A 25,065-nucleotide genomic window follows, 5' to 3' on the forward strand; every position below is an offset into this window, starting at 1 on the left:
TAACAACTAAACATTCTGTTCAAATGAAAAAACTATTTTTCTTTTTCGCATTTTTGTTCACTGCGACATTGGCAAATGCACAAGGAGTAATCAAATTCAAAACTGAAAGTCACGATTTTGGTAAAATCGAAGAAGGAACACAGGCTACTTACACATTTGAATTTACTAACACTGGTACTGCACCTGTAGTAATTTCTAATGCTCAACCTTCTTGCGGATGTACAACTCCAGATTGGACTAGAGAACCAGTACTTCCAGGAAAAACAGGTAAAGTAACTGCTTCTTTTAACTCAACTGGTCGCCCTGGTGCTTTTAACAAAACTGTTACAGTTATCAGTAACTCAGAAACTCCAACAATCGCTTTGACAATCAAAGGTGAAGTAGCTCCAAAAGGAACTGCAACTGAAGCTGCTCCTGCAGTGGCTCCAGTACCAACAGTAACTAAAAATGCTGCTCCTGCTGCTCCAGCAAAGCCTGCTAAGAAAAAATCTGGTAAATAATCGGAAGATTCTTTAGCTGAGGCTCCATCGGTTTTCTAGAAAATATTTGATAGAAATCCCTTTTAGCCTCTTAATCATACAATAAGGGTGTCGAATTTTCGACGCCTTTTTTGTTTTATAGAAGTAGTTTGAAAAAAGGCAACAGGCACAAGGCAAAGAGTGTTAACATGTTTTTAATAACCCAAGACATGCTTTTTTCAAAGCCCTCCGCCGAAAGCCGATACCTGAAAGCTTAAAGCACAATCTTAAATTTTATGTCTATGCAACAGGCACAAAGCAAGGAGTGTTAGCATGTTTTTAATGACCATAGACATGCTTTTTTACAAAGCCCTCCGCCGAAAGCCGATACCTGAAAGCTTAAAGCACAATCTTAAATTTTATGTCTATGCAACAGGCACAAAGCAAAGAGTGTTAGCATGTTTTTAATGACCATAGACATGCTTTTTTACAAAGCCCACCGCCGAAAGCCGATACCTGAAAGCCTTGAGCATATTTTAGGCAAGCACAAAGCACAACTCCTCACTCAGCACTCACAACTCCAAACTCCACTAGTCTCCATATCGTTGTTTGATGCGTAATCCCATTTGGAAACCATACCAAAGTGTAAATCTTTCTGTAGAACGAATCGCCTGATAAGTTGGCATATTTTTGAAGGGTTTGCCATTGGCATACGATGAATTGGCAGGGTCGATTACCAGCGCCTTGATGGATGGACCAAAGGTAAGCGTTGAATTACGTGCTAAGAATTTTTCAAAGCCTAAATCAAAGCGCCATAAAACCCCTTGGTTAACCTCTCCGTACTGATTGTACTCAACCATCAACCCACCTGTAACGTCAGTATTCATCATCCACCTACCTCCTAGTTTATAGGCTCGTCCGAAACCATAGCCAATATTTACCAGTTCGTAGGCACGCACAAAATTGGAACCAAGGGTCAAGATATTATAAAAGGCAGGAACGCCCGTTTTGAAAGTGATATTAGCGGATTGTATCTCATCTATAGCCACTTCAAATCGTTTATAGCCATTTCCTTTACCAACAAAACTCAAAAAGCCGATTGGTGCTGTGGCGGATGAATCACTAAAGTTCAAAAAACCAATTTGATGTCCTCCTTTCGAGATTTTATGGGAAAAGTTGAGAAGCCCAACTTGCCATCCTTTTGACTCTTTTAACACCACATTCAAGACTGGCGCCATTTGAAGTCCTTTAGAGAGCTTCCCTGTCACATTTAACACACCTGATAATTGTGCACCTTTGGTTTCTTTATGAGTAATATTGATAAGACCAGCGGCTTGTAAACCCCTCATATTTTTCCATGTATGGTTCCAACCAAGTGTCATAGCCACACCTTGGGTTTCGCCCAAAACCGTATTGAACACCCCACCCATCTGTACACCTGTTACATTCTTTCCAACAATATTTCCTACACCAGCAAATTGAAAACCGTTGACATTTCGGCGTACACCATTCAGACCACCCCCAAATTCCATTTTGCGTACTCCTGCCGAATAACCCATCACAATATTGACCGAAACTCTGTTCTCGATACTTCCAGAAAGAAGCTTATTGGTTCCTAAAAATGGTAATACTGATAGTTGAAAAGGACGAGATAAGGTATCTGTTACGTTTTTATCGTGAATTCTTTGGGTACGAGCAATCATCATTCTACTAAATCTCGACTTGATTTCTTCCCAAAATCGAAACAAGCGATTAGAGTCTTTTCGATAAATCGGGAAAATATTATCCGTAGTATCTGCCACGCTATATTCAGAAAGTAGCAAACCTGTCATAGGCACTCTAGGTACCAAAATAGGAACCTCCTTTGGCACCGCAATGGTATCTATCAAGTTAGGAAAATGAGGTGAATTGTCATCAAAAGGTAATTCTGGCTGTTTGACTTTAGGCTGAAGTGCCCAATCTTTAGATTCTGACTGTAAAATCTTGATAGTCAAGGTCTGTGATTCATATTGAGGACTCGATACCGATAACTTAAAAATCGTTTTTGTATGATTGAGCTTTATGCGATAATAACCATTTTGGTTGGTAATGGTGGAGGCTAAACTGTTACGTTCATAAATACTGACATTGGGAAGTTTTTTGCCAGACACAGCGTCATATACCACGCCACTGATATACACAGGGTCGCGTTCGGCTTTGAGCAATATCACATATTGACCTTGCACCTTGTAACGAATCGTTCCTTTGAACAACAAACCAATGGCTTCGCGAATCGTCTTATTAACAAGAATTAATTCAACCGATTTGTCTTCGTCGATCAATGAAGAATTGTATGAAAACTTAAAATTGCCCTGAACAGACAAATAGGACAGTACTTCCTCTACAGAAGCATCCGAAAAACGAGCAGTTACTACTCGCTCAAGATTAGCAGATTGTGCAAGGGTATTGGAGTGTACCAACAAGCATACAGACAAAGTCCAAAACGCTATTATGCTTCGTACACTAAAGGACATAGATTCAAATTGTTTAAAGAGAGTTTTGAGGTTCCAAAATTAGGAAATTATTGGCAACCTTTTCCCTCTAAAACGAAATTTTGACCTTGCTTTTGTACATTTATGTCGAAAGTTGTAGCAATTACGGCAAGAATATTTTCCAACGACTCCTTTTCAAAATTTACGGTCAATTTACAATGGCTCATCGCCTCGTTGGCTAAGGTTACCTTTACGCCATACACTTGACTTAGGGTGTTTACAACAGAAGATAATTCGGTATTTTCAAAATTGAAGCTTTGAGAAAAATAGGCAGCTTGATTAGCATCCACATACGTCGAACGCACCACCTCGTCGCCCTGTACTTCTGCTTGTTCGCCTGGGAGTAATTGTATAACTGAAGAGGATTTTTTGACTTGAACTTTACCTGTTTTCACCCACACTTTTACCTGTTTCGAATAAGCATTAACATTGAACGACGTTCCCAATACTTTTATAGCTGCGCCTTGTGCATGAATAATAAAAGGGTGTTGGGCATCGTGCGCGACATCAAAAAAGGCTTCTCCTTGCAAAGTAATCTCACGTGTTTGTCCTTCGAAGGTAGAAGGGTACGAAATTTTTGAACCACGATTTAGGGTTACTTTAGTGCCATCGGGCAAAGTGTAGTTGAGAACTTTTTCCTGTGCAACTGACTCTTGCAGTGGAGCTGACTCAGATGTTGGTTTCCAAAAGAGAAAAAGCATTAGTCCCATCAATACAATTACACTTGCTGCAATACTTATCACTCTCTTGAAAGGAATTACTCGTTTTTCGGATAATGGACGAATAATAGTTGACGCTTCGTTGAGATGAACAATTGGCGTATGATCCTCCAATTTGGAAGGACAGGACATTTGCTTTTTAACTTTTTGCCAAGCAGCATTTATATCACAAGGCTTTTTTTGTTGAAATGCAGCGCTTGCATCCCAAATGATTTTGGAATGTTCAAAGACGGTATTTCCATCAGGAAGCTCGTTCAGATGGTTTTGGATTTCGGGGAAATCCTCCTCTGGGCTTTCTTCTGCCAAATACTTTGCTAAAAGTTCGTCTATGTTTTGATGCTCTGCCATATTTATTCAAAGCCAAGTGTACGCTTGGCACAAGTAAGAATCTTTTTATCAGTGGTGAAATAACAAAAGTCCGAGCCAAAGAATACTTGGCAAATACTCGGCTAGCTCTTGTCTTAATATCTTGAGTGCTTTTCCAATTTGATTTTCAACAGTCTTTACCGACAGCTGAAGTTCATTGGCAATTTCTTGGTATTTTAGTTCTTCAAAACGACTCATCCGAAAAATCAATCTACATTGCTCTGGAAGTTTTTCGATGGCCTCGGCTATACGCGCTTCTAATTCTGCTTTATATAGTTCATCGGTAGCTGACACGTGGTTATTTTCCATAAAATCCCCCACATGCTGGCGATAGGTATCTTGAATTTTGAGGTGCTTAATACGATTTAAGCAAGTATTATGCACAGCTCGATATAAATAGGACTTCAGCGAAACAGTGATTTCTAAGTCCTGACGCTGATCCCATACCTTCAGGAACATCCCTTGTACAATCTCCTCGGCATCGTCCATATCTTTGAGAAGGCCAAAGGCATAATTACACAAGGCTTGATAGTATTTTCGAAAGACTACTTCAAAAACACGTTCATTTCCTTGTCGAATTGCTTCGAGTATGTCGGTATCAGTAAGTTGCAAGGCCAAGAGCTTGTGATGGATTTAAGTTTAAAGAAAATCAATTTGATTAAAAAAAACAATTTTAATCAAGACATCACAAAGTTACACAGCTTCAGTTTTTAATCTTAAGCAATTAGTTTTAAACGGCATCTATTAATTATAAAAGGTATAGTGTATTTTAAAAAAGCCCTAGGTTTTGAAATGATGTACAAAAATAATATTCTCATTAACTAACCTTAATTACTTCTATGACAACTATTTAGTATATATCCCCTATCTTTTTTCAATTTTTTTAAAAATACGCTATTGATTTACCTTTGTAGCATTGCAAGCATTTTGAGTACAACATACATCACAGCTCTTTGCTGCGATTTCATCAGGTACCTACTATTCCGATATTTCTCTACCTTTTACAATCAAATATTGGGCAACGATATAGGTTAGCATCACGCAAAAGCCACTGTAGGCAAAATCTGAACCAAATTTGGTAATAGCAATCAAACTATCGGATACCATAAACAAGACCGCACCAAGAGCAATCATTAGAGCATTTGGCACCTCTCCTATTCGATTGATAGCCGCTAAAACCATGATACTTATGACGATGGAGTATACCAATACTGGAATCTGCATAGCTCCTAAATAAGGCCAAACAGGCAACATAATCATCAAATGATAGCCTACCAATAACAACAAAATCCACAGATGACGAAAAACAAAACCCTTTCGAGGGGTTACACAATCTTGCCAGAAAATCTTACTATATAATACCTGCATCACCAAAAATGCCAGTAGGCCGGGCACAAAAGCATTGGGTAACATCAGAAGTACATCGCCAAGCCATGCAAAGGCAAGGGCAATTCGAAATGTAGAGAGGAATGGCTTTCTATCTTGTTGGCTTAGATAATCATAGAATATCAACAAAGGCAAAAGTAGAGGTTTGGTAAAATACCAAATGGGAAAGTTTTCAGTTGGAAAAATTAAGAAGAATAATTCGAGAATAGATATGATACCAAAGAGTATCAGTATCCTTTGGGCATAATGGTTTTTCATAGTCAAATATAGGAATCAAGTATTTTGTGAAGTTGCGATTTATTCGCTATTCAAACAAAAACCTCGCAAGAATTTTCCTGCGAGGTTTTTACACTCAATTTATTTTCAACTTTAAACCTATACATTTCCAAGTACAAAGATTTCGCCTTTTGGTCCTGCTTCGGTAGTACTACCACCTTTAGCTTCTAGCGAAATCGCAAATGCCTGAGCATTGCCTAATGACTTCATTTTTTCAAAAGTCTCTGGATTATCCAGCAAACCTGCATCTACAGGTTTTCCATCTACAATTGCCCAAAGCTGATATTGTTTTCCTTCAGGAGCAACAGGCAATTTTACCGATGACAAATACACTTCTTGCGTAGCAGAGTTCCAATAAACAATTGCTTGAGCATCTGGCGCTGTTTTTTGGCCGCCCAACTGCACTCGTTTTGTTTCTGGATTCAACAAGATGTTAATATTTTCCTGATAACTAGCTTTTAAGGCACGTTCGCTACTTGCCAAAATCTGTGTTTGTGACTCCAGAGCAACCACCTTATCTTCAGATTTTTGCCAATTGCTATACAAAAACCAGTTAGCGGCTATACTCAATGCGAGTAACGCCCATGAGGCTGCATAACTAAAAGTGAAAGGCGACTTTTTACTTTCAGGAGTAAAACTTACCACCTTTGTCTCTGGTGCAATGGCCTGCGTATTTACTTTTTCAGCTTCCTCCAATTCCAATAGTGCGTTCATCACTCTTGATTTTAGCTCTGGAGGAGGTGTTTTAGCAAATTTTAGGGCATATTCTTCAATACTGTCTCGGACAGCGTCTATTTCTAGCTGAATGATTGGGTAGGATTGGGCTAGACGCTCTACCTCTGCTGATTCTTCGGCAGTGGTAGTTCCGAGAACATAGCTTTCCAAAACACCTGATGCTATATATTCTTGAATATTCATTTTTAAAAAAATTTTATAGTGGGAAAGATCCAACTTTTAATACTAACTGAAATGGCTGTTTCGATTTTCTCTATATAAGCCACGTCAGAAGCATCAATGAAAAACTTACAAAGTAATCTCTCAAATGATTGATAGCTGACTTAACACGTGTTTTCACTGTTCCTAATGGAATTCCGTACTCTTTTGAAACCTCTTCTTGTGTGTAGCCTTTGAAATACAACAAATCAATTACTTGACGATGCTCTGGTTTTAATTTTTCTACAACTTTGCCTAAGCCAATGGCATCTATATCAAACTGACTAGAGCCCTGACTGTCAATCAAATTTATGGTTGAATCTAAGTCTTGGTTTCGCTGAGAGTTTTGATACTCTTGAGAGCGAATTCTATCAATGGCAGTATTGCGCGCTACATTCAGAATCCAAGTAAATAATGTACCTTTCGCCTGATTGTAACCATCGATATTTTTCCAAATTTTCACAAAGGAATCCTGCATAACATCTGCAGCTATTTCATCGGAGTGTACAATTTTGTGTATAACTCCAAACAAAGCAGTCGAATAGTTATCATACAGAATCGAAAAACCACGCTGGTCTTTATTTCGCAATAAAGCCACCAATGAGTCTTCAGATATGACTGTTTTTCGCTTTGACATAGGGGTGTGTTTAATGGTCTCTAAATTAATAATGGGACGGAGATATATAGTAAGATTGTCAATGATATGGAATAATAGAGTATTTGATAGGGTCAAAACAAAGATAGAAAAATGTCTTTGAATTAACTATCTAAAAACAAAGGACTTTCAGATTTGAAAGCCCTTTGCACATTACCCATTATTAAACCACACCTATTTATTTGGTGAGATGGAATCTTACAATTTTTTCAAAATGTAGTATTCTGATAGTCATTGGATTATTCCATCTCTCCAAATCTCACAAATATCTGTGGACACTGGCAAGCAGGCCTATATATTTTACAATTACTTAGAATCAAGGTTATTCGAAAAATTATACTATTGCAAATGTTCAATTTGATTGCTCAACTACTCAAATGAAGTTTCTCATTAATACGTTCATTTCAGAATTACGACCGATTAGGTAGCTTGCCTTTTCGGGATTGGTTGCCTGCTTACATTTCCTGATAGCAGGATTTTCGTTCGGCCAAAAACTGCAGTATTTTGAGTCTGAGCAGAAAATACAGCATGTGTTCGTGACAAAACCGTGGAGAACATAAGCTGTTTCATAAATAATTATTATTGATTGATGTCTTTAAACAGACTTACGAGAACGGTTTAGGTTTGGATTGTTTGAAACTACTATTTTTTACATTTATTTTACAAACTAACATTTGCACACTACCTATAAACAAACCACATCACCTTTTTACATACCTTATATAATACGAGTATATCAACTTTTATGACCTGCTTACAAACACGATAGTCCTATGAAAAAAAATGTTTTATCCTTTCTATTAGTATCCCTTATTCAGACCGTCATCTTTGCTCAATCTAAAATTGATTCCTCTAGCTATCCAGTTCAAGTTTTTCAATTATTAACCAAATACAATTGGGAGAAAAACTATGTGGATATGCAGGATGGTAGCATTTTGCAAGACCCAGCAGCCGAACGCAAAACAGTGATGTGCTTGATGTTTCGAAAAAATGGCACTGGCTCATTTATTCAGGGTGAACAAGCGTCTTCGTTTCGTTTTCGTATCATCGATTCGCTGGTTACCATCAATGAGGCTATTTATAAAATTGACAAAATCAATGATTATGAAATGACATTTAGTGTATATGCAACAAACTTGGATGGAGACGAAAAGTTTAGATTTCACTATTTGGCAACAAAAGATACTCCAAGTGACATTTATTTACGAAAATTAATCAAGCCTAATATCGTTTTTGATGCTCCCAAAAAGGATACTATATTTTTATTTAACCAAGAAGTATATCCAAAATTTAGAGGTAACTCCGAATGGTTACGCAATGTGCCAGATTTTGAACAGGCGTTTGATGATACTTATGGGGTTTCTTACAATTTTATTGAGGATGAGTTTGTATCGCATATACCCAAAAATATCAATACTCGCTTTGAAGTTTCATTTGACGTGACGACTAGAGGACTCGTTGAAAATATTGTAATTACCTCAAGTACAAATCCAGAATATAATCCTTATCTAATTGCAGCCATACAAAACACTAGCAGAAAATGGCTTCCTGCCAGATGGAAAGAGAAAAATTATAAATCAAGAATCCAATATGCATTTCAAACCGAAAAAGAAGATCCCAACGCCATAGCCTACGACCCAGAGATTTACGACAATTTCTATAACCGAGCTATGGGTCTTATGGCTCGCAAAAAATATGATAAAGCTGTTGGGCTATTAAGTAAGTGTATCTTGATGACCGAAGATTCCATCGATGCACTCTACAAACGTGCCGAGTGCTACCAAGCCGCAGGAATCATGAAATATGCTTGTATGGATTGGAGTTTCTTGTCATCTAAAGGTCTCAAACGTGCTGAGAAATTGTATTGGCAAAATTGTAAGCAATAGAGTTACACCAACTTGAAAGCCGAAAAAGTTAATGAGTCTTTCGTTCTTCCGACTTACACCTTTACCTAATTAAGCATATTATTTCTCAAAAATATTCAAATTTTCGAGAAATGTCCTTTATCTTTACCAATATAGAACAGTGTAGAACTCTACAAAACCATGGCTATATTTGGTTATTAGAAATAATATAAATATAAATCCAACAATCCTCAACCGTCAAAAGGCTCATCGGAATACGTTCTTTGTGCCTTGAACTAACTAGCAAAACTACTATCCACCCTAATGTTGAAGCGACTATTTTTTCTCCTATTCCCAGTTTCGGTGTATGCACAAACCGAAATACCGCTCAATGATTTGAGCCAATTCCAAAAACCTAGTGCCAACTGGTCTATCGAAGGACAAATCGTAGGAACACCACAAGGCGAAGCACTGGTGACCACCCCAGGAAAAGGGATATTGGTCAATACCTTGAAAGCAGCCAAATACCAACGCACCGATGACTTGGTATTTGCCTTGGAGCATGGCGACATTCGTTTGTCATTGGATTATATGATTCCGAAAGGTTCAAATTCGGGGATTTATTTGCAAAGCCGTTACGAAATTCAAATTTTGGATAGCTGGCTAAAGCTTCGTCCAAGCGATGGCGATGCAGGTGCTATTTACCACCGTTGGGACGAATCACGTGGCGCAGGAAAAGAGGGTTATGAAGGACATCCTCCACGCCAAAATGCTATCAAAGCTCCAGGGTTATGGAATCATATCGAGATTGATTTCCAAGCGCCAAAGTTTGATGCAAATGGCAAAAAAATTGCCAATGCTAAGTTTGTCAAAATCACGTTAAATGGTGTTCTTCTTCACGAAAATGTAGAACTTTTAGGGGTAACTCGTGGTGCTGTTTCGACTCAAGAAACAAGCAAAGCGCCATTGATGATTCAAGGAGACCATGGACAAGTTGCTTTCAAAAACATTCGTTATGAGGTTTTTGATAAACCATTAGTGCAAATGGGTACTGCCGAATATGCCTATTACAAAGGCAAATTGGCTGACCTTAAAGTAAAAGACCAAAAGCCAGAAGTAACAGGAACTACCAAAGAACCATCTATGAAACTAGCTCAAGCAAAATCTGACTTTTTGCTGAGATTTGATGGAACAATTACTATTCCAGAAAAAGATACATATACTTTCACAACCAACTGGACAGGAACAGGTGCTTTGTTGGTAGACAACGATACAATTACTACAGGTAGTCACTGGTATAACGAAGATGTGCAAGGCAAGAGAACCTTATCGGCTGGGGTTCATAAATATACCTTATATTATGCTAAGGACTTCGGTTGGGGACCTAGAGCTCTAGGCTGTTTTGTTGAACGTGTAGGTACACATCGTCAGTCTATCACTGAGCGTACGTCATTGCCAGAACCAGAAGCTACTCCATTGGTAGAAATCACGATTGACCAAGAGCCAAAACTACAGCGCTCATTTGTGGTTTATAACAATCGCAAAAAAACACATGCTATTAGTGTAGGCTTACCGGGAGGATTAAACTTCTCTTATGACCTAAATCAAGGAGGTTTCTTAGAATGTTGGAGAGGAAAATTCTTGGATGCAACACAGATGTGGCATGACCGTGGTGAGCCTCAAACAGCGGCACCAATGGGTGTTACGGTACAATCAAATGGTAAATTCCCTCTAGCATTTATTGCAAGTGCCAATGCTTCTTTTCCAGATTCTTTGAATAAAACTGAATTGAAATACAAAGGTTACCAACTCGTAAAACAAGAAAATGGCGTGGCATATCCTGTATTTACTTATGAATACAATGGTTTGTCTATTAAAGATCAAACGATTGGTTCTGCGAAAAACGAAGGCTTGGTTCGCCGTTTACAAATTGGAGGCAATGCCATCAGCTCACAGCCATTATATGCGCTTGTGGCGGAAGGCGAGGTTATTAAGAATGTTGGTAAAAATTTGTATGCCATCAATAACCAAACGTATTATGTAGAGCTTCTGGGCGAAACTGCCAATCAGCAAGCTGTGGTTCGTCAATCAAATGGCAAAACCCAATTATTGATTCCTGTGAGTGGATTAAAAGAGGTAAGTTATCAAGTTACTTTCTAAGCAATCATTGTATTCACAGATTTTTCAACATTTCTATTTAAGCATTCAATATTTATGAAAAGATATTATCAATTACTCCTCAGCCTAGGACTCTTGGGACTTGGAGCATCTTCGGGGATAGCACAAAACAAACCAAAGCCTTTAACAGAAGATGATTTTTATGAAATAAAGACCGTTGCCATTCCTGATGGTATTCGCCTAGAAGCAGGCGGTTTGGCACCAATGCCAGACGGTCGCTTGGGTGTTTGTACCCGTCGTGGTGAAGTTTGGATTATCGAAAACCCTTACCAAACCAACGGTACTAAGCCTAGCTACAAACTCTTTGCAAGTGGCTTACACGAATCTTTGGGTTTGGCTTATCGCGACGGTTCTTTTTACTGCACACAACGTGGTGAATTGACCAAATTGACAGATACTGATGGTGACGACAAAGCTGATTTGTACGAAAATGTAGCCAATTGGGACTTATCTGGTAACTACCATGAGTACTCTTATGGACCAGTTTTTGATAAAAACGGCGATATGTATCTTACTTTCAACGTAGCATGGGTAGGTTATGGAGAAGGTAAATTAGCCAAATGGCGTGGCTGGTTGGTAAAAGTTACCAAAGAAGGTAAACTAGAGCCAGTTGCAACAGGATTACGCTCACCAGCAGGCTTTACAGTAAACTCTAATGGTGATGTTTTATTTGGCGAAAACCAAGGTGACTGGGTTGGTTCAGGACGTGTGACACATCTTGAAAAAGGAGATTTTGCAGGAAATGCAGGTGGTTTGTATTGGACTAAAGAACCAGATTCTCCTTTAAAATTAACCAGAGAAGACCTTCCTGATACTGGCGAGCCAATGTATGAAGCTGCCAAGAAAGTAAAGGCTTTGAAATTACCAGCAGTATGGTTCCCTCATGCAATCATGGGTATTTCTACTGCCGATATGATTGAGGATGAAACTAATGGCAAGTTTGGTCCATTCCAAGGACAATACATTGTATTTGACCAAGGACAGTCAAAAGCCATGCGCATGAGTTTGGAAAAAGTAAATGGCAAATACCAAGGTGCTTGTTATCCATTCCGTGAGGGTTTTCAATCAGGTACGGTACGTGCACGATGGGGTAACGATGGATCTATTTTCGTCGGTATGACTTCACGTGGATGGGGATCTACTGGAAAAGATTTATACGGTTTACAGCGCCTAGTTTGGAACGGTCGTTTGCCTTTCGAAATGAAAACAATTAGCGCAAGACCCGATGGTTTTGAGATTGAATTTACACAACCTGTAGATGCTAAAACTGCCGCTGATGCAGCAAATTATGAACTAAAAAGCTTCACATACAAATATCACCACAATTACGGTAGTCCGATTATTAATCAAGAAAAGACACCATTGAAAGGGATTATTGTTTCGGCAGACCGTAAGAAAGTTCGTTTGGTGATAGACAACTTGCGTAAAGGATATATCCATGAAGTTCGCCCGTCGGGTATTTTGAACGAGGAAGGACAGCCGCTTTTACATGAAGTGGGGTATTACACACTCAACAATATTCCTGATGGCGAAGCAGCACAACTGACAGAAGCACAGAAAGTAAAAGCTAGCACTACACCAGCGCCTAGCACAAGCACACCTGCCAAAAAGACGACTCCTGTTAATGGTACTAAAAAGTTAGCAGATGCAGGTTTGATTGATAGCAAACAGGTAGCAGCTCTATTGAAAAAACACGCTTGTACAAGTTGTCATGCAGAAGCTACACGTGTGGTAGGGCCTCCTTTCACGGAGGTGGCAAAAAGAAATTATACTAATGAGCAAATTTTGGAATTAGTGTATCATCCAAAACCAGAAAACTGGCCAGATTATGCTACAGAAATGGCTTCGATGACACACGTGCCAAAGGCTGATGTACTAAAAATTGCGGCTTGGATTAATGCGCTTGGAAAGAAGAAGGCTCAAGCAGATTTGAATAAGTTGGAGAATCACGATTAAATAATGTAAAATGGTGAATTATGAATTGTGAATGAAAGAATTTATTCACAATTCGTAATTCACCATTCTAAAATTAAACCTCACTACTCTCCCGCGACAGCTTTACTGGTATCTTGTAGCGCGATGGTAGATTTTTTTACTTTCTTGGTATATGGCATTTTGTAGTTAATAGGCTCCGTCGACGACGTTTTCTCTATTACTAAACCACTTTCTACCGTTTTACTTCCTAAACTCTGCTTGTAATTCCTGTTCGAAACTACCTGCTCTGTCTGTGTAATGTATTTTGCTTTTTTGGCTACTGCGGCCGCCTTGTTTGGATGCTTGTAGTTGCCAGTGTTGTAACCAGGGTCACCCGCTGGGATTTCTTGGGCGAGTGCTCCAAAGCTTGCCATCAACAACAAACTCGCCCCAAAAACTGATACTTTCATGATTCAATAAATTTTAATTGTATGTGATTTGTTTCAGAAAATTCACATCAAGAAAAACTTATGCAGCCATTCCATAATCATCTACATCAAAACGTTTTTTGTATAATGCTCTGAATGTAGGAACCATACCCAACATCTCGTCAAGTTTGTACTGAGCCTTGCGATAAGTATAGTTATTTTTATTAGACGCTACTAAGTTTCTGAAAAGATGAGACATCATATAGAGCTCTTGTTCGTGCATAGTAAAATCTAATATTTCATACATTAAGAAACCCTTCTGTCCATCTTCGCGTACCATAAATAGTACTAGGTAAAAATTCTCATCTTTTACAAATGAGATCACTTGGTTTTGGCTGAATTCTTTTGGCATATATCCAAAGTCAATCAAACAATCTAATATCTCTACCTCGTTTATGCTTGTATATAAATTAGGAGTCAAAAACTGATTTGCTTTCATCGTCGCTTCCATATCTTTCCTTATTTTATTGTGGTTTTATTTTGTTTCGTTTGTTGTTCTAGTAAGAATTACGACCGAAAGTTTACAATAAAAAAAATCAATGTCAAGCGACCCTTTTTTTAGTAAAAAGTTGATTTTTAGCCCTTTTTTAGGTGATTTTAGGCTTTTTTTTCATACAAATACTACTTTTAAAATACCCTTTATCAACAAAAATCACTTTTTATTTCAAAACCAGCATTTTTTGAATGCCTTCTTCTCAAAAAAGATAAAAACTAAATTTTTCAAATATTTTTTTGTACTTTAATTTCTTGGAAGTTGATATTTAGCACTCTTTCAACTGAATTTTATTTCTTTTTTCAAAAAGTAGATATAAAAACTATTGTCATGGCAATTATTTATCTAAAAAATGACAAATGTAGGTATAATTGAGGGTACTTTAGTCAAAAAACAAATAAGCATTTTTACTTATAAATATTTTAATATTTTTTTGCACCAAACAAAAATCCCCTGCATAGTCTAGCTACACAGGGGACTTTGGAGCATTTGAATTACTAATATTTACTTGCTTCAAATTTAGTTATCCGACCTTTCTTTCTGCTAATAATATATAGATTGTCATACTCGGTATCTGGTAAAATTTTAGTTTCAAAATTTACCCCAAATTTTCGAATGATGTCAGGCACGGTATTGCTATGACCAACAATCAAAACAGTCTTATTTTGAACACCTGCTTTTTCTAAATTGTCTGACAAAACAGCATCTTTGGCGCTATACCAAAGTGTATCTATTTGGTTTTTGATACGAAGCGAATCGGCAGTCTGTTGTACACGCAAATATTCGGTCACAAAGATTTTTTGAATACCTGCTTTTGCCAGTCGTTTATTTAATGCCCCAGCTCGTTGATGACCTTGAGCATTGAGTGGACGCATACGGTCATTTCCCTGAAAAGCCACATCCTTTTCGGCATGACGAACCACATAAATCTTTTGGGTAGTCTGACAAGCCGTCAAACTCAACATTCCCAAAAATAGAGAAGCGAAAATGATTTTTGGTAGCATAGTATTTTAAAAGGGAACAGGCACTGAGGGACAAAGGCACAAAGGGTATAAGATGTGTTTATATATCCTCGAAACCCACTTTATATCTCTGCACTTTATCAATGATTTTAAAAAAAGGGTACAGGTACTTAGGGACAAAGGCGCAAAGGGTAAATACTAATCCTTAAAACTCACTTTGTGCCTCTGTGCCTTTGCCCCTTTGTCACTGAATTACAACTTCTTCGGAACGAAGCCCATGTTATAAAACAAAAATGCGTAAATATCTGCTGTTTGTTCGATGCTTTTGGCAGTATTACTTGCCCCGTGACCAGAGTTTACATCTACACGAATCAACAAAGGATTACTGGATACAGCCCCTGCTTTTGCTTGAAGCTCGGCAGTGTATTTGAATGAATGCGCTGGAACAACACGGTCGTCATGGTCGGCAGTCGTTACCATAGTGGCTGGGTATGCCACTGATTTGATATTATGCAAAGGAGAATATTGGTACAGATTTTTGAAATCAGTCGCATCGTCTGAGTTACCGTATTCAGGCGACCAGTTCCAGCCAATCGTAAATTTATGATAACGCAACATATCCATTACTCCCACTTGTGGGAATGCCACTTTACATAATTCTGGACGTTGATTAATTACTGCGCCTACCAACAAGCCTCCGTTTGAGCCTCCTCTTAGAGCCAAATGCTGATTGTCGCAATATTTCTGAGCAATTAGGTATTCGCCTGCGGCAATAAAATCATCATACACATTTTGCTTTTTAAGCTTCATACCTGCCTCATGCCATTTTTCACCATATTCAGCTCCACCACGAATATTCGCCAAAGCATATACTCCACCCTGCTCCAAGAAAGGAATTAAAGTAGCACTAAAAGCTGGTAACGAACTTACATTGAAACCTCCGTAGGCATATAATAGCGTCGGATTTTGACTATTGAGTTGAAGCCCTTTTTTGTAGGTAATAAACATAGGAACTTTGGTTCCGTCTTTACTGGTATAAAAAATTTGCTTCGTTTCAAATGCTGAAGGATCAAAACTTAACTCTGGTTTGGTAAACACCGTACTTTTCTTGGTAGCAATATCATAACGGTATATTGTCGGAGGAAAAGTGAATGATGTGAAGGTATAAAACACAAACTTATCGTCGGCATTACCTCCAAAGCCTGAACAAGTGCCCAAGCCTGGCAATTTCACTTCGTTTTCTAATTTACCATCCATCGAGTGCACATATACACGAGTAGTTACATCCTTGAGATAAGAAAGGAATAATTTTCCACCAGCAGTACGAGCTCCCTGAAGCGGTTCAGCCTTTTCAGGAATAACTACTTTCCAAGATTTATTGGCAGGATTAAAACGAAGAATTTTAGAATTTTGAGCATTTTCATTGGTTTCTATCAAAAACTCATCGCCAATATTATCAATTACTGAATAACTAAATTTATCCACTTCTGCCACAATAGGTTGGAAAGACTCCTGTCCTGCTTTTTTGTAGAAAAGTGCATTGCCTTCTTTGCCTTTGCCACGGTCAGAGACAATCAAAATGGCAAACTTTTCGTCTTCTGTTACTTGTAAATAATGGAAGCGTTGTAAGTTTTTCAAATCTTGATAAACTAGTTGGTCATCCGACTGAGAAGTTCCTACACGGTGAAACCACACTTGGTGATTTTCATTTTTGGCAGCCAATGCACTTCCTTCTGGCTTAGGATAACGGCTGTAATAAAAGCCATTGCCTTGCCAAGATATGGTAGAAACCTTAATCCATTCGATTTTTTCAGACAAATTAGTTTTTGTCGTCAAGTCCATTACATAGCCATCTTGCCAGTCTGAACCACCTTTTGAAAGTGTATAGGCAGCGTATTTGCCATCTTTCGAAATCACAAAGCTTTGCAAACGAGTAGTACCGTCGGGCGATAATTGGTTGGGGTCAAGCACTACTTCAGGAGCACCATTCAACCCTTTTTGACGATACAAAACTGATTGATTTTGTAAGCCATTGTTTTTGTAGAAATAAAACCATTCACCCTTGCGAGAAGGAGCCGAAAGCTTTTGGTAGTTGAAAACTTGCTCGATACGTTTTTTGAGGGCGTTTCGGTAAGGGATTTTTTCAAGGTAGTCAAAAGTCAACGTGTTTTGAGCTTTTACCCATTGTGCCGTTTCGGCAGAACGGTCATCTTCGAGCCAACGATACGGGTCAGCTACTTCTGTACCATGATAATTGTCGACTTGATTAACTTTTGCTGTTTCGGGGTATTTCCACTGCGCCATACTTAACATTGGAGCCAGTACCAAGGCTGATACTAGCGAAAGGGATTTGTTCATTTTCGATGAAGAATTAGGTTTGTTGAATAAGCGTTTTCCGAAAATACGGATAAATTTTGAGTTTTGGATAGCGGTAGCTTAATTGTGAATGCTGAATGGTGAGTTAGGACTGTACAACTATTGCGGATTTTGGATCTGGGATTTCGGAAGTGTCGCCAGTCTTATTAAGTGACTTTTACATGTAGAGACGTGGTACAATAAGAATTATCAATGAGTGCATCAGCTACGGTCTAGCTACTCCCATATTTAATTATGATTTTGCTAGTGTAACCCTCGAAATCAAACAAAAGGAAATAATTGTGTCGGAGAAAATGTCGGAGAAGGTTCTTAAACTAATTAATCTCAACCCTCATATTACCACAGTAGCCTTAGCAAAAGAATTAGGAAAAAGCCAAAGAACTATTGAAAGAGCCATTAAACGCTTGAAAACAGAAAACAAAATCGAAAGAGTTGGTGGCGATAACGGTGGTTATTGGGAAGTCATTGTCTTAGGATAATCTAACAAACATATTTACACATCTCTCCCCTAGTTATAGCTTCATTAAAATGAGCATCTGATCCTTTTGTTGTCTCGAAAAAAAACATTTTCGTCGTTGAAATACAATACTTTACACTTCTCTTTTGGGAGGGAAGTGTAAAGTACTTATGTTTGTAAAAAAAACGAAGTGTGACTATTTCTATCAAAAATATCAACAAACAACAAGTGCTTTTCCACATTATTGGGTGGATCTGCTTCTTGTCATTGCCTTATTTATTAAGAGGAACGACTCCAGATCCTCCCAAAATTAATCCTAACCTGCCTCCTCCCAACGCAAATGCCACTTTGTATTTTACGTTGCTGAGTATGCTTAATATCCCTTTCTTCTATCTTAATTCGCAGATTTTGATTCCAAAAATTTGGACAAAACGTAATAACGTGTGGTTGTATATCATTGCGCTACTTGTGGCAATGACAACACTTTTTTACTTGAATGGCTTAGGAAAGGTATTATTATTTGGACCAAATGCAACAAGATTCCCTCGTTTGGGTACTATATTCCAAACATTGTTTGTCTTGGCAATTAGCACCAGCTACCGCATTATGGCCGATAATATTCATAAAGAAGAAGTCCGTAAAGAACAAGAAAACGAAAGACTTAAATCTGAGCTTTCGTTCTTGCGTTCTCAGATAAGTCCACATTTTATGTTCAATGTACTCAACAGCATTGTCTCTTTATCAAGACGCAAGCCTGATATGGTTGAACCTGTGGTAATTAAGCTCTCCGAACTCATGCGTTACATGTTATATGAGTCTGAGGGCACAAAGGTTTTATTAAGTAAAGAAGTACAATATTTACAGAGTTATATCGATTTACAAATGATCCGTTTCGGGGATGATGTAGTTGTTTCTTTCCATAAACCTGAGAAAGAATCGACTATCTTACTCGAACCCATGCTCATTATTCCATTCGTCGAAAATGCCTTCAAACATGGTATTGGTATGATTCTTAGCCCAGAGATTCATATTGCTATGGAGGTAGATGATAAAGGCTTGGTATTTTCGGTAAAAAATAAAATCAATCCAAAACCAGAAGCCAAAGACCACGCTTCAGGTATAGGTCTCAGTAATGTAAAACGTCGTTTAGCATTATTATATCCAGAACAACACCAACTCATCATCACACAGGACAGTCATTGGTATGACGTTCGTCTACACATTCAGGTATAAGTCGGAGGATTCTTGTATTTTAGCCTAATCTTGCTGTTGTTAGGCTATAAATGTATTGTGTCTAGGTCACACAAGGCTAATAAACTGCCGTACTTTTTATACTTTCGCAAAGCTTAAGGCAACTCTTTTCGGTAACTAACAGTCTTAATGCAATAGGCAATTAGCAGTAAGCATTAGGCTAAAAGTAGGTATTGTTTCAACAGAAATTAGGCTCAACTTTTGGTCAATGGTATAACGCTTATAGCCTAATGCGGGCAAAATCAATGTCATTTTGCCCATTAGCCTATTAGTTGCTTTTTGATTTTCAAATACTTCTCAAAAATATGATAAAACTAAACTGTCTAGCGGTGGATGACGAGAGCCTAGCCCTAGATTTACTGGAAGATAATATCAACAAAGTTCCCTTTCTAAACTTAGTAAAACGTTGTAAAAATGCCTTTGATGCTATTGAAACACTACAAAATGAGTCTATTGACCTAGTTTTCTTGGATATTCAAATGCCTGGAATTACGGGAGTTCAATTCTTACAAAGTGTCAAAGAGCCTCCTATGGTAATTTTTATTACGGCTTATCAGCAATACGCATTAGAGGGCTTTGATTTGGATGTGGTAGACTATCTGCTTAAACCTGTTTCTTTTGATAGGTTCCTAAAAGCGGTAAACAAAGCTTACGATTTACATAACCTGAAATTAAAAAGCGCTCAGGTTACAGAAGTTGAGGAAAAAGAAAAAGGGCTTATTTATGAAACAGATTCTCTTTTTGTCAATGCTGACTATTCTTTGGTAAAGGTCAAAATCTCAGATATTACGTATATCGAGGGACTAAAAGATTATATCAAGATTCATTTGGAAGGCTCTACCAAGCCCATCGTGACTCGCATGACCATGAAGGCTATTGAAGAGAAGCTTCCGACGGAACATTTCTTCCGTATTCATAAGTCATATATCGTTGCCATGCCTAAAATTGAGTCTATTCGTAATCTCAAAATCAAAATAGGCAATATGCAAATTCCTGTAAGCGAGCATTATTCTGAAGAATTCTTCAAAAGAATAGGGCAAAGCTAAAAAGTGCTGAATTGTGAGTTGTGAATTGTGAGTATACCCAAAAGCGCCGTAGGAGAGAGAAAATTCAATCTAACCGATATTCTTTCTCACCTACAGCGCTCTTTTTTTACAATAAGTATACTTTTCTCCATAAATAGCCTTCTAAACTTTGGAAAATTGCGGAAGGTAAGGCAACCTATGTTGGACAAGTATAACTACTTCTTACCAAAATAACTTGCCTACCCAAAAACACCCTCTGTGCCTTTGCCACTCTGTCACTTTGTGCCTCTAATAACAATATCGCCGAAATTCCCACTTCCATCTACAAACCTATGCGATAGAGCGATTTCTTATATTGAAATGGCAACGTTTAACGGTTCTTCTTTAGTCCCTGATATTGGGAAAATGCAAAAACTGCATCATAAAAGCTTAACCAATTTTATTCGTTACACTATCAAGCATGAGAAAAATACTATTACTGTTCGCATTGATTTGCATTCAATGGTCTTTTCAAGCATGGGGTCAACAGACACCCATTCCAGTCAATACGACAGGAATTACCATTGCCGATGAATTCTACAATAATGCTCTTCTTTCTGAAATTTGTCAGGATTTAACTAAAAAAACAGGGCTAAAAATAGATGCAGACCCTACCCTTCTGAGTAAATACCGTATAAGTTATTGGTTTCAGAAGATCAAAGCAGAAACTGGCTTTAGTAATGCGCTAAAAAATACAGATTTAAAAATATATGTCGACGAAAATAGTGTCCTTCATATCGTACCAAAATCACAAAAAGTTACTGTAGCCAAAGCTATTACCGAACAACAGTACAAAGGCAAATCAGAAAAAACAAACTTTAGTATTTCTGGTAAAATCGTAGATGCGCTCACTGGCGAATCACTGGCTTTTACCACTGTTACTGTAAAAGGTAGAAAAACTGGTGTGCAGACCAACGTGGATGGGCTTTTTACAATACAAAAAATACCTTCCGATACCAGCGCCTTGGTGATTAGCTATATAGGTTACAGAACCTTGACTTATTACCTGAACCCCCAAACACCAACTAGCAACCTTCGTATTGATCTAGTACCCGCCAACGAGGAATTAGACGAAGTAAAAGTAACAGGTGAAAAAACCGAAATCATGAAGGTAAACGAAACCGTTGGGATGTTTATGATGACGCCTAAAAACATCGCGAAGCTCCCCAATGTCGGTGAAAAAGATATTTTTCGAGGTTTCCAGCTAATGCCAGGGATTAGTGCAGCCAATCAATCGTCCTCGGGCTTGTATGTACGTGGTGGTACGCCAGACCAAAATCTTGTATTGTACGATGGTTTTACGGTGTACTATGTCGACCACCTTTATGGCTTTTTTAGTGCCTTCAACTCCAATGCCATCAAAGACGTGCGTTTGTTCAAAGGTGGTTTTGAAGCAAAATATGGTGGACGTGTATCCAGTGTGGTTGATATAACCAGTAAAGACGGTAATCAAAAAGAGTTTAACGCCACCGCTGATGTTGGTTTGTTGAGTGCCAATATTTTGGCGGAAGGCCCTATTACAAAAAAAATGACCTTCGTAGTAGCAGCTCGCCACTCATGGGCTGGACCGATTTACAACAAAATCTTTAATACTTTTAAAGCCCAACAAGCGGCAAATAGTAGCAACAATGCAGGCTTTACAGGCGGATTCGCTCGTAGATTTCAGTCTGGTCAAACGGTGTCTTCTTATTTTTATGACCTCAATGGTAAAGTAACCTACCGTCCAACCCAACGAGATAATATTACACTGAGTTTTTATAATGGTGAAGACTTTTTGGACAATTCTCAGAACCTTTCGCTTCCATTTGGTGGCGGTCGTGGAGGTGGTTTTGCCAATACCGATGTCTCAAATTGGGGCAATACAGGCTCAAGCTTGAAATGGTCACGTCAATGGACTGAGCGTTTTTATACCAATACATTATTTAGTTTTTCAAACTATTACAGTAACAGAGATAACACCAACCAAAATACCATTACTCGTACTGACGGCACTACCCAAAATGTCAAATTTGGTTCTTTGGAAAACAATGATTTGAAAGACATTTCTTTTAAATCAGATTTTGAATACCGTCTATCTGCGCACCAATTGATAGAAATGGGAGTTCAGGCTAGTCATTTGCAAATAGATTATACATATAGTCAAAATGATACCACGGTGATTCTTGGCAAAAATGACAGAGGAAATTTGATTTCGGCCTATCTCCAAGACCAAATCAAATTCGGTGATAGCAAATTGGTTTTAAAACCAAGTTTAAGAACCACTTATTACGATGTAACCAAAAAGAACTATTTAGAACCTCGACTTTCTGCGACTTTTTCTTTAACCAAAAAACTCATGCTGAAAGGTGCATTGGGTCAATACTATCAGTTTGCCAAACAAGTGGAGCGTGAGGATATCACTAATGGTAGCCGTAGTTTCTGGTTGTTGGCCAATGACAGCTACTTACCTGTCACATCTTCTAAGCACTATATTATTGGGGCTAGTTATGAAATAGACGATTATGTATTTGACGTAGAAGCCTATTACAAAGATATCGACAATGATACACGCTATACACTGCGCTTTGTGCCTACGGTAGGTAGAGGTTTATCTGCTAGCGAAACTTTCTTTACAGGTACAGGAAAAGTAAGAGGGATTGACTTTTTGATTCAGAAAAAGTTTGGGGATTACACAGGTTGGGTAGGCTACACTTTAGCCAAGTCAGAAAAGAGCATTGCGCAGTTTTCAGCAACGCCATTTCCTTCAAATTACGACGTTCGTAATGAATTCAAAAGTGTCAATATGTACAAAATGGGGCACTGGGATTTTTCACTTACATGGATATATGCCTCTGGTATGCCATATACCTCTATTACAGGTGGCTACATCATCAAGTTATTGGATGGTACAGAAAAGGATTATACAAGCCCATCTACGACCAATGCCAATCGTTTGCCAGACTCACACCGCATGGATGTGGCAGCCACTTACAACTTCAAACACGGCAGTATTGGGCTATCTATTTATAATTTATATGGTCGCCAGAATGTTTGGTACAAAAAATTCCAAACCATTACCGACAGCGATACCAACGAAAAGTATTTGTCTGTGACCAATGTGAATTACTTGGGCTTTACACCAAACATCACCTTTACTTATAAATTGAAATAATCCGTAAAAGCATTTACATATCATGAAAATATATTATTTCGTAATAGCCCTTTTGCTAGGTGCTTTTTTATCGAGCTGTAGTAATGAAGGTTCTGTCGAAGTTACCGACAATGCAGTAATAGAAGCTTATCTTGTGGCAGGTCAATACATTAGTATGCACGTCAAAAAAGAAATCCCTTATAGTGACCAAAGTATCAGCTCAGAAGAACCAATAGATGGATTGAAGATTACTGTCACTGGGGATGGAAAAACTTATACCCTTGAATCTTTGGGTAATGGCGACTATCGTTCAGATACAACGGTAAAACTCAAGGTTGGCGTGAGTTATAGTATGAGCTTTGTTTATAACGGAAAAACCATTTCGGCAACGACAATCATTCCGACCAAACCCGAAAATTATGCCCTTGACCAAAGTTCGATTTATTTATCGCAAATTGATTTGAGTAGTGGCGGTAGACCTATGGGTGGCATGGGCGGAACCAACATTCAGGTGACATGGGACAATACCACGAGCGACTATTATTTTGTAGTGGTCGACAATATCGAGACAGACCCAACACCCATTTACATTTTGGCCGACGATGCTGACTCTACTATGTTTACACGACGTTTTAGAAGTCAACCCGTTCAAGGAACCTCTACAAGTGTAAACCCTAACGAGTTTCAATACTTTGGTATGCACAATGTGATATTGATGCACGTAAACCCTGATTATGCTGCCTTGTATCGCAGTTCTGGCTCAACCTCACAAAATATCAGCACCCCTCCTACGAGTATTACAAATGGGCTAGGTGTGTTTACAGGAGTTAATGCCGATACACTCAAATTTGAGGTAAAACAACGATAATAATCTGAGCTAGCATTACAGTATTAAAAAGGGGGGCGAAAAACAATTTTCGTCCCCCTTTTTCTTATTAGATATTAGCACTACTTTACTTTTCCAAATTGGTATCCTACGCCCAACCAAGAACGAATAATGCCACTTGTACCTTGAATGTTATTGATGTAAGGTGAAATTTCATAATTAACACTCAATTGAGGAAGTTTTTCTAAAGGATATATACGAGTACCAACAGAGCCAAAGTATCCTTTTATCAAATCATCCTTATTAACAATAGCGCCAACAAATCCAAAATTCACGCCACCTCCAACATAAAAATTAGCTTTCCCTGCCTTTGCTACATTCAGCATCAAAGCTGGTTCTGTATTCAATGATGAAGAGAAGGAATTTAATTGAAAACGACAGTCTACCCACAACCTTTTGGTAGCATTGCTCGATACCGAAAGGATATTATTCCAAGGGTAATAACTAACAGCTTGCGCCTGAAGCTTTATCGTACTTGATAAAGCTAACATCAAACCTAATAACAAGAGGCTTTTCCTCATAATTTTGTTTTTTAGTATAAATAAAATGATTCCTATAAGTCAACAAACTAGGGTGACAGCTCGAAATAAACGAGCCGATTTGTGTCAAAGATAAAAGAAGTCTTACGGCGAACCAACAATAAATCCTCAACTCTCTGTAACTTTGCCCCATTGATAAAAAATACACTGAACTCTCTC

The 25,065-nt window shown here is 38.2% G+C and carries 20 protein-coding genes; 9 read left to right on the forward strand and 11 right to left on the reverse strand.

Features of this window, described 5'->3' with window-relative positions; genetic code table 11:
• Positions 1–23 precede the first annotated feature (23 nt).
• Complete coding sequence (locus tag QM524_RS15580) at positions 24–500, forward strand: DUF1573 domain-containing protein (RefSeq protein ID WP_095160190.1); 477 nt, start codon at positions 24–26, stop codon at positions 498–500.
• 548 nt (positions 501–1,048) lie between these two features.
• Here QM524_RS15580 and QM524_RS15585 read toward each other — a convergent pair.
• From QM524_RS15585 to QM524_RS15610, 6 genes are all read right to left on the reverse strand, one after another.
• Positions 1,049–2,971 (reverse strand): STN and carboxypeptidase regulatory-like domain-containing protein, encoded by a 1,923-nt coding sequence (locus tag QM524_RS15585; protein WP_283345280.1) that lies wholly within the window; start codon positions 2,969–2,971, stop codon positions 1,049–1,051.
• A 47-nt stretch (positions 2,972–3,018) separates the two neighbouring features.
• Positions 3,019–4,056 carry a FecR family protein gene (locus tag QM524_RS15590; protein WP_283345281.1) on the reverse strand — a complete coding sequence of 346 codons (1,038 nt, stop codon included), beginning with the start codon at positions 4,054–4,056 and terminating at the stop codon, positions 3,019–3,021.
• A gap of 48 nt (positions 4,057–4,104) precedes the next feature.
• Positions 4,105–4,686, reverse strand: coding sequence for an RNA polymerase sigma-70 factor (locus QM524_RS15595; protein WP_095160236.1), 582 nt, complete (start codon positions 4,684–4,686; stop codon positions 4,105–4,107).
• A gap of 366 nt (positions 4,687–5,052) precedes the next feature.
• Positions 5,053–5,718, reverse strand: a complete 666-nt coding sequence (locus QM524_RS15600; RefSeq protein ID WP_283345282.1) for a lysoplasmalogenase — start codon at positions 5,716–5,718, stop codon at positions 5,053–5,055.
• A gap of 117 nt (positions 5,719–5,835) precedes the next feature.
• On the reverse strand, positions 5,836–6,654 hold the full coding sequence (locus QM524_RS15605; protein ID WP_283345283.1) for an anti-sigma factor: 819 nt from the start codon (positions 6,652–6,654) through the stop codon (positions 5,836–5,838).
• Positions 6,655–6,724: 70 nt separating this feature from the next.
• Positions 6,725–7,306 carry an RNA polymerase sigma factor gene (locus tag QM524_RS15610; protein WP_217903369.1) on the reverse strand — a complete coding sequence of 194 codons (582 nt, stop codon included), beginning with the start codon at positions 7,304–7,306 and terminating at the stop codon, positions 6,725–6,727.
• Between the two features lie 791 nt (positions 7,307–8,097).
• On the opposite strand from QM524_RS15610, the gene QM524_RS15615 reads away from it, so the two are divergent.
• The 3 genes from QM524_RS15615 (at position 8,098) to QM524_RS15625 (ending at position 13,302) form a co-directional block, all read left to right on the forward strand.
• On the forward strand, positions 8,098–9,210 hold the full coding sequence (locus tag QM524_RS15615; protein WP_283345284.1) for a hypothetical protein: 1,113 nt from the start codon (positions 8,098–8,100) through the stop codon (positions 9,208–9,210).
• 282 nt (positions 9,211–9,492) lie between these two features.
• Positions 9,493–11,328 carry a family 16 glycoside hydrolase gene (locus tag QM524_RS15620; RefSeq protein WP_283345285.1) on the forward strand — a complete coding sequence of 612 codons (1,836 nt, stop codon included), beginning with the start codon at positions 9,493–9,495 and terminating at the stop codon, positions 11,326–11,328.
• A 54-nt stretch (positions 11,329–11,382) separates the two neighbouring features.
• Complete coding sequence (locus QM524_RS15625) at positions 11,383–13,302, forward strand: hypothetical protein (protein ID WP_283345286.1); 1,920 nt, start codon at positions 11,383–11,385, stop codon at positions 13,300–13,302.
• An 83-nt stretch (positions 13,303–13,385) separates the two neighbouring features.
• On the opposite strand, the gene QM524_RS15630 is transcribed toward QM524_RS15625, so the two are convergent.
• From QM524_RS15630 to QM524_RS15645, 4 genes are all read right to left on the reverse strand, one after another.
• Positions 13,386–13,730: a hypothetical protein gene (locus tag QM524_RS15630; protein WP_283345287.1), complete on the reverse strand. Its 345-nt coding sequence runs from the start codon at positions 13,728–13,730 to the stop codon at positions 13,386–13,388.
• Positions 13,731–13,788: 58 nt separating this feature from the next.
• Positions 13,789–14,199 (reverse strand): hypothetical protein, encoded by a 411-nt coding sequence (locus tag QM524_RS15635; RefSeq protein WP_283345288.1) that lies wholly within the window; start codon positions 14,197–14,199, stop codon positions 13,789–13,791.
• Positions 14,200–14,738: 539 nt separating this feature from the next.
• Positions 14,739–15,245 carry a SixA phosphatase family protein gene (locus QM524_RS15640; RefSeq protein ID WP_283345289.1) on the reverse strand — a complete coding sequence of 169 codons (507 nt, stop codon included), beginning with the start codon at positions 15,243–15,245 and terminating at the stop codon, positions 14,739–14,741.
• A gap of 210 nt (positions 15,246–15,455) precedes the next feature.
• A complete protein-coding gene (locus tag QM524_RS15645; protein ID WP_283345290.1) occupies positions 15,456–17,561 on the reverse strand; it encodes a prolyl oligopeptidase family serine peptidase in 2,106 nt (701 codons plus the stop codon).
• A gap of 311 nt (positions 17,562–17,872) precedes the next feature.
• Here QM524_RS15645 and QM524_RS15650 point away from each other — a divergent pair, with 311 nt between their 5' ends.
• The 5 genes from QM524_RS15650 to QM524_RS15670 all read left to right on the forward strand — a co-directional run bounded on the left by QM524_RS15650 (position 17,873) and on the right by QM524_RS15670 (position 24,349).
• Entirely contained in the window at positions 17,873–18,058 is a 186-nt protein-coding gene (locus QM524_RS15650; protein ID WP_283345291.1) for a winged helix-turn-helix domain-containing protein, read from the forward strand.
• A 170-nt stretch (positions 18,059–18,228) separates the two neighbouring features.
• On the forward strand, positions 18,229–19,269 hold the full coding sequence (locus QM524_RS15655; RefSeq protein WP_283345292.1) for a sensor histidine kinase: 1,041 nt from the start codon (positions 18,229–18,231) through the stop codon (positions 19,267–19,269).
• Between the two features lie 323 nt (positions 19,270–19,592).
• Positions 19,593–20,333: a LytR/AlgR family response regulator transcription factor gene (locus QM524_RS15660; protein WP_166577178.1), complete on the forward strand. Its 741-nt coding sequence runs from the start codon at positions 19,593–19,595 to the stop codon at positions 20,331–20,333.
• A gap of 439 nt (positions 20,334–20,772) precedes the next feature.
• The gene (locus QM524_RS15665; RefSeq protein WP_283345293.1) at positions 20,773–23,502 is read left to right on the forward strand and encodes a TonB-dependent receptor; all 2,730 of its coding nucleotides are present in this window, start codon (positions 20,773–20,775) and stop codon (positions 23,500–23,502) included.
• Between the two features lie 22 nt (positions 23,503–23,524).
• Complete coding sequence (locus QM524_RS15670) at positions 23,525–24,349, forward strand: DUF4249 family protein (protein ID WP_283345294.1); 825 nt, start codon at positions 23,525–23,527, stop codon at positions 24,347–24,349.
• Positions 24,350–24,429: 80 nt separating this feature from the next.
• On the opposite strand, the gene QM524_RS15675 is transcribed toward QM524_RS15670, so the two are convergent.
• On the reverse strand, positions 24,430–24,888 hold the full coding sequence (locus QM524_RS15675) for a hypothetical protein (protein ID WP_095160208.1): 459 nt from the start codon (positions 24,886–24,888) through the stop codon (positions 24,430–24,432).
• Positions 24,889–25,065: the final 177 nt, after the last annotated feature.

The organism is Flectobacillus roseus (assembly GCF_030056595.1).
Classification (GTDB): domain Bacteria; phylum Bacteroidota; class Bacteroidia; order Cytophagales; family Spirosomataceae; genus Flectobacillus; species Flectobacillus roseus.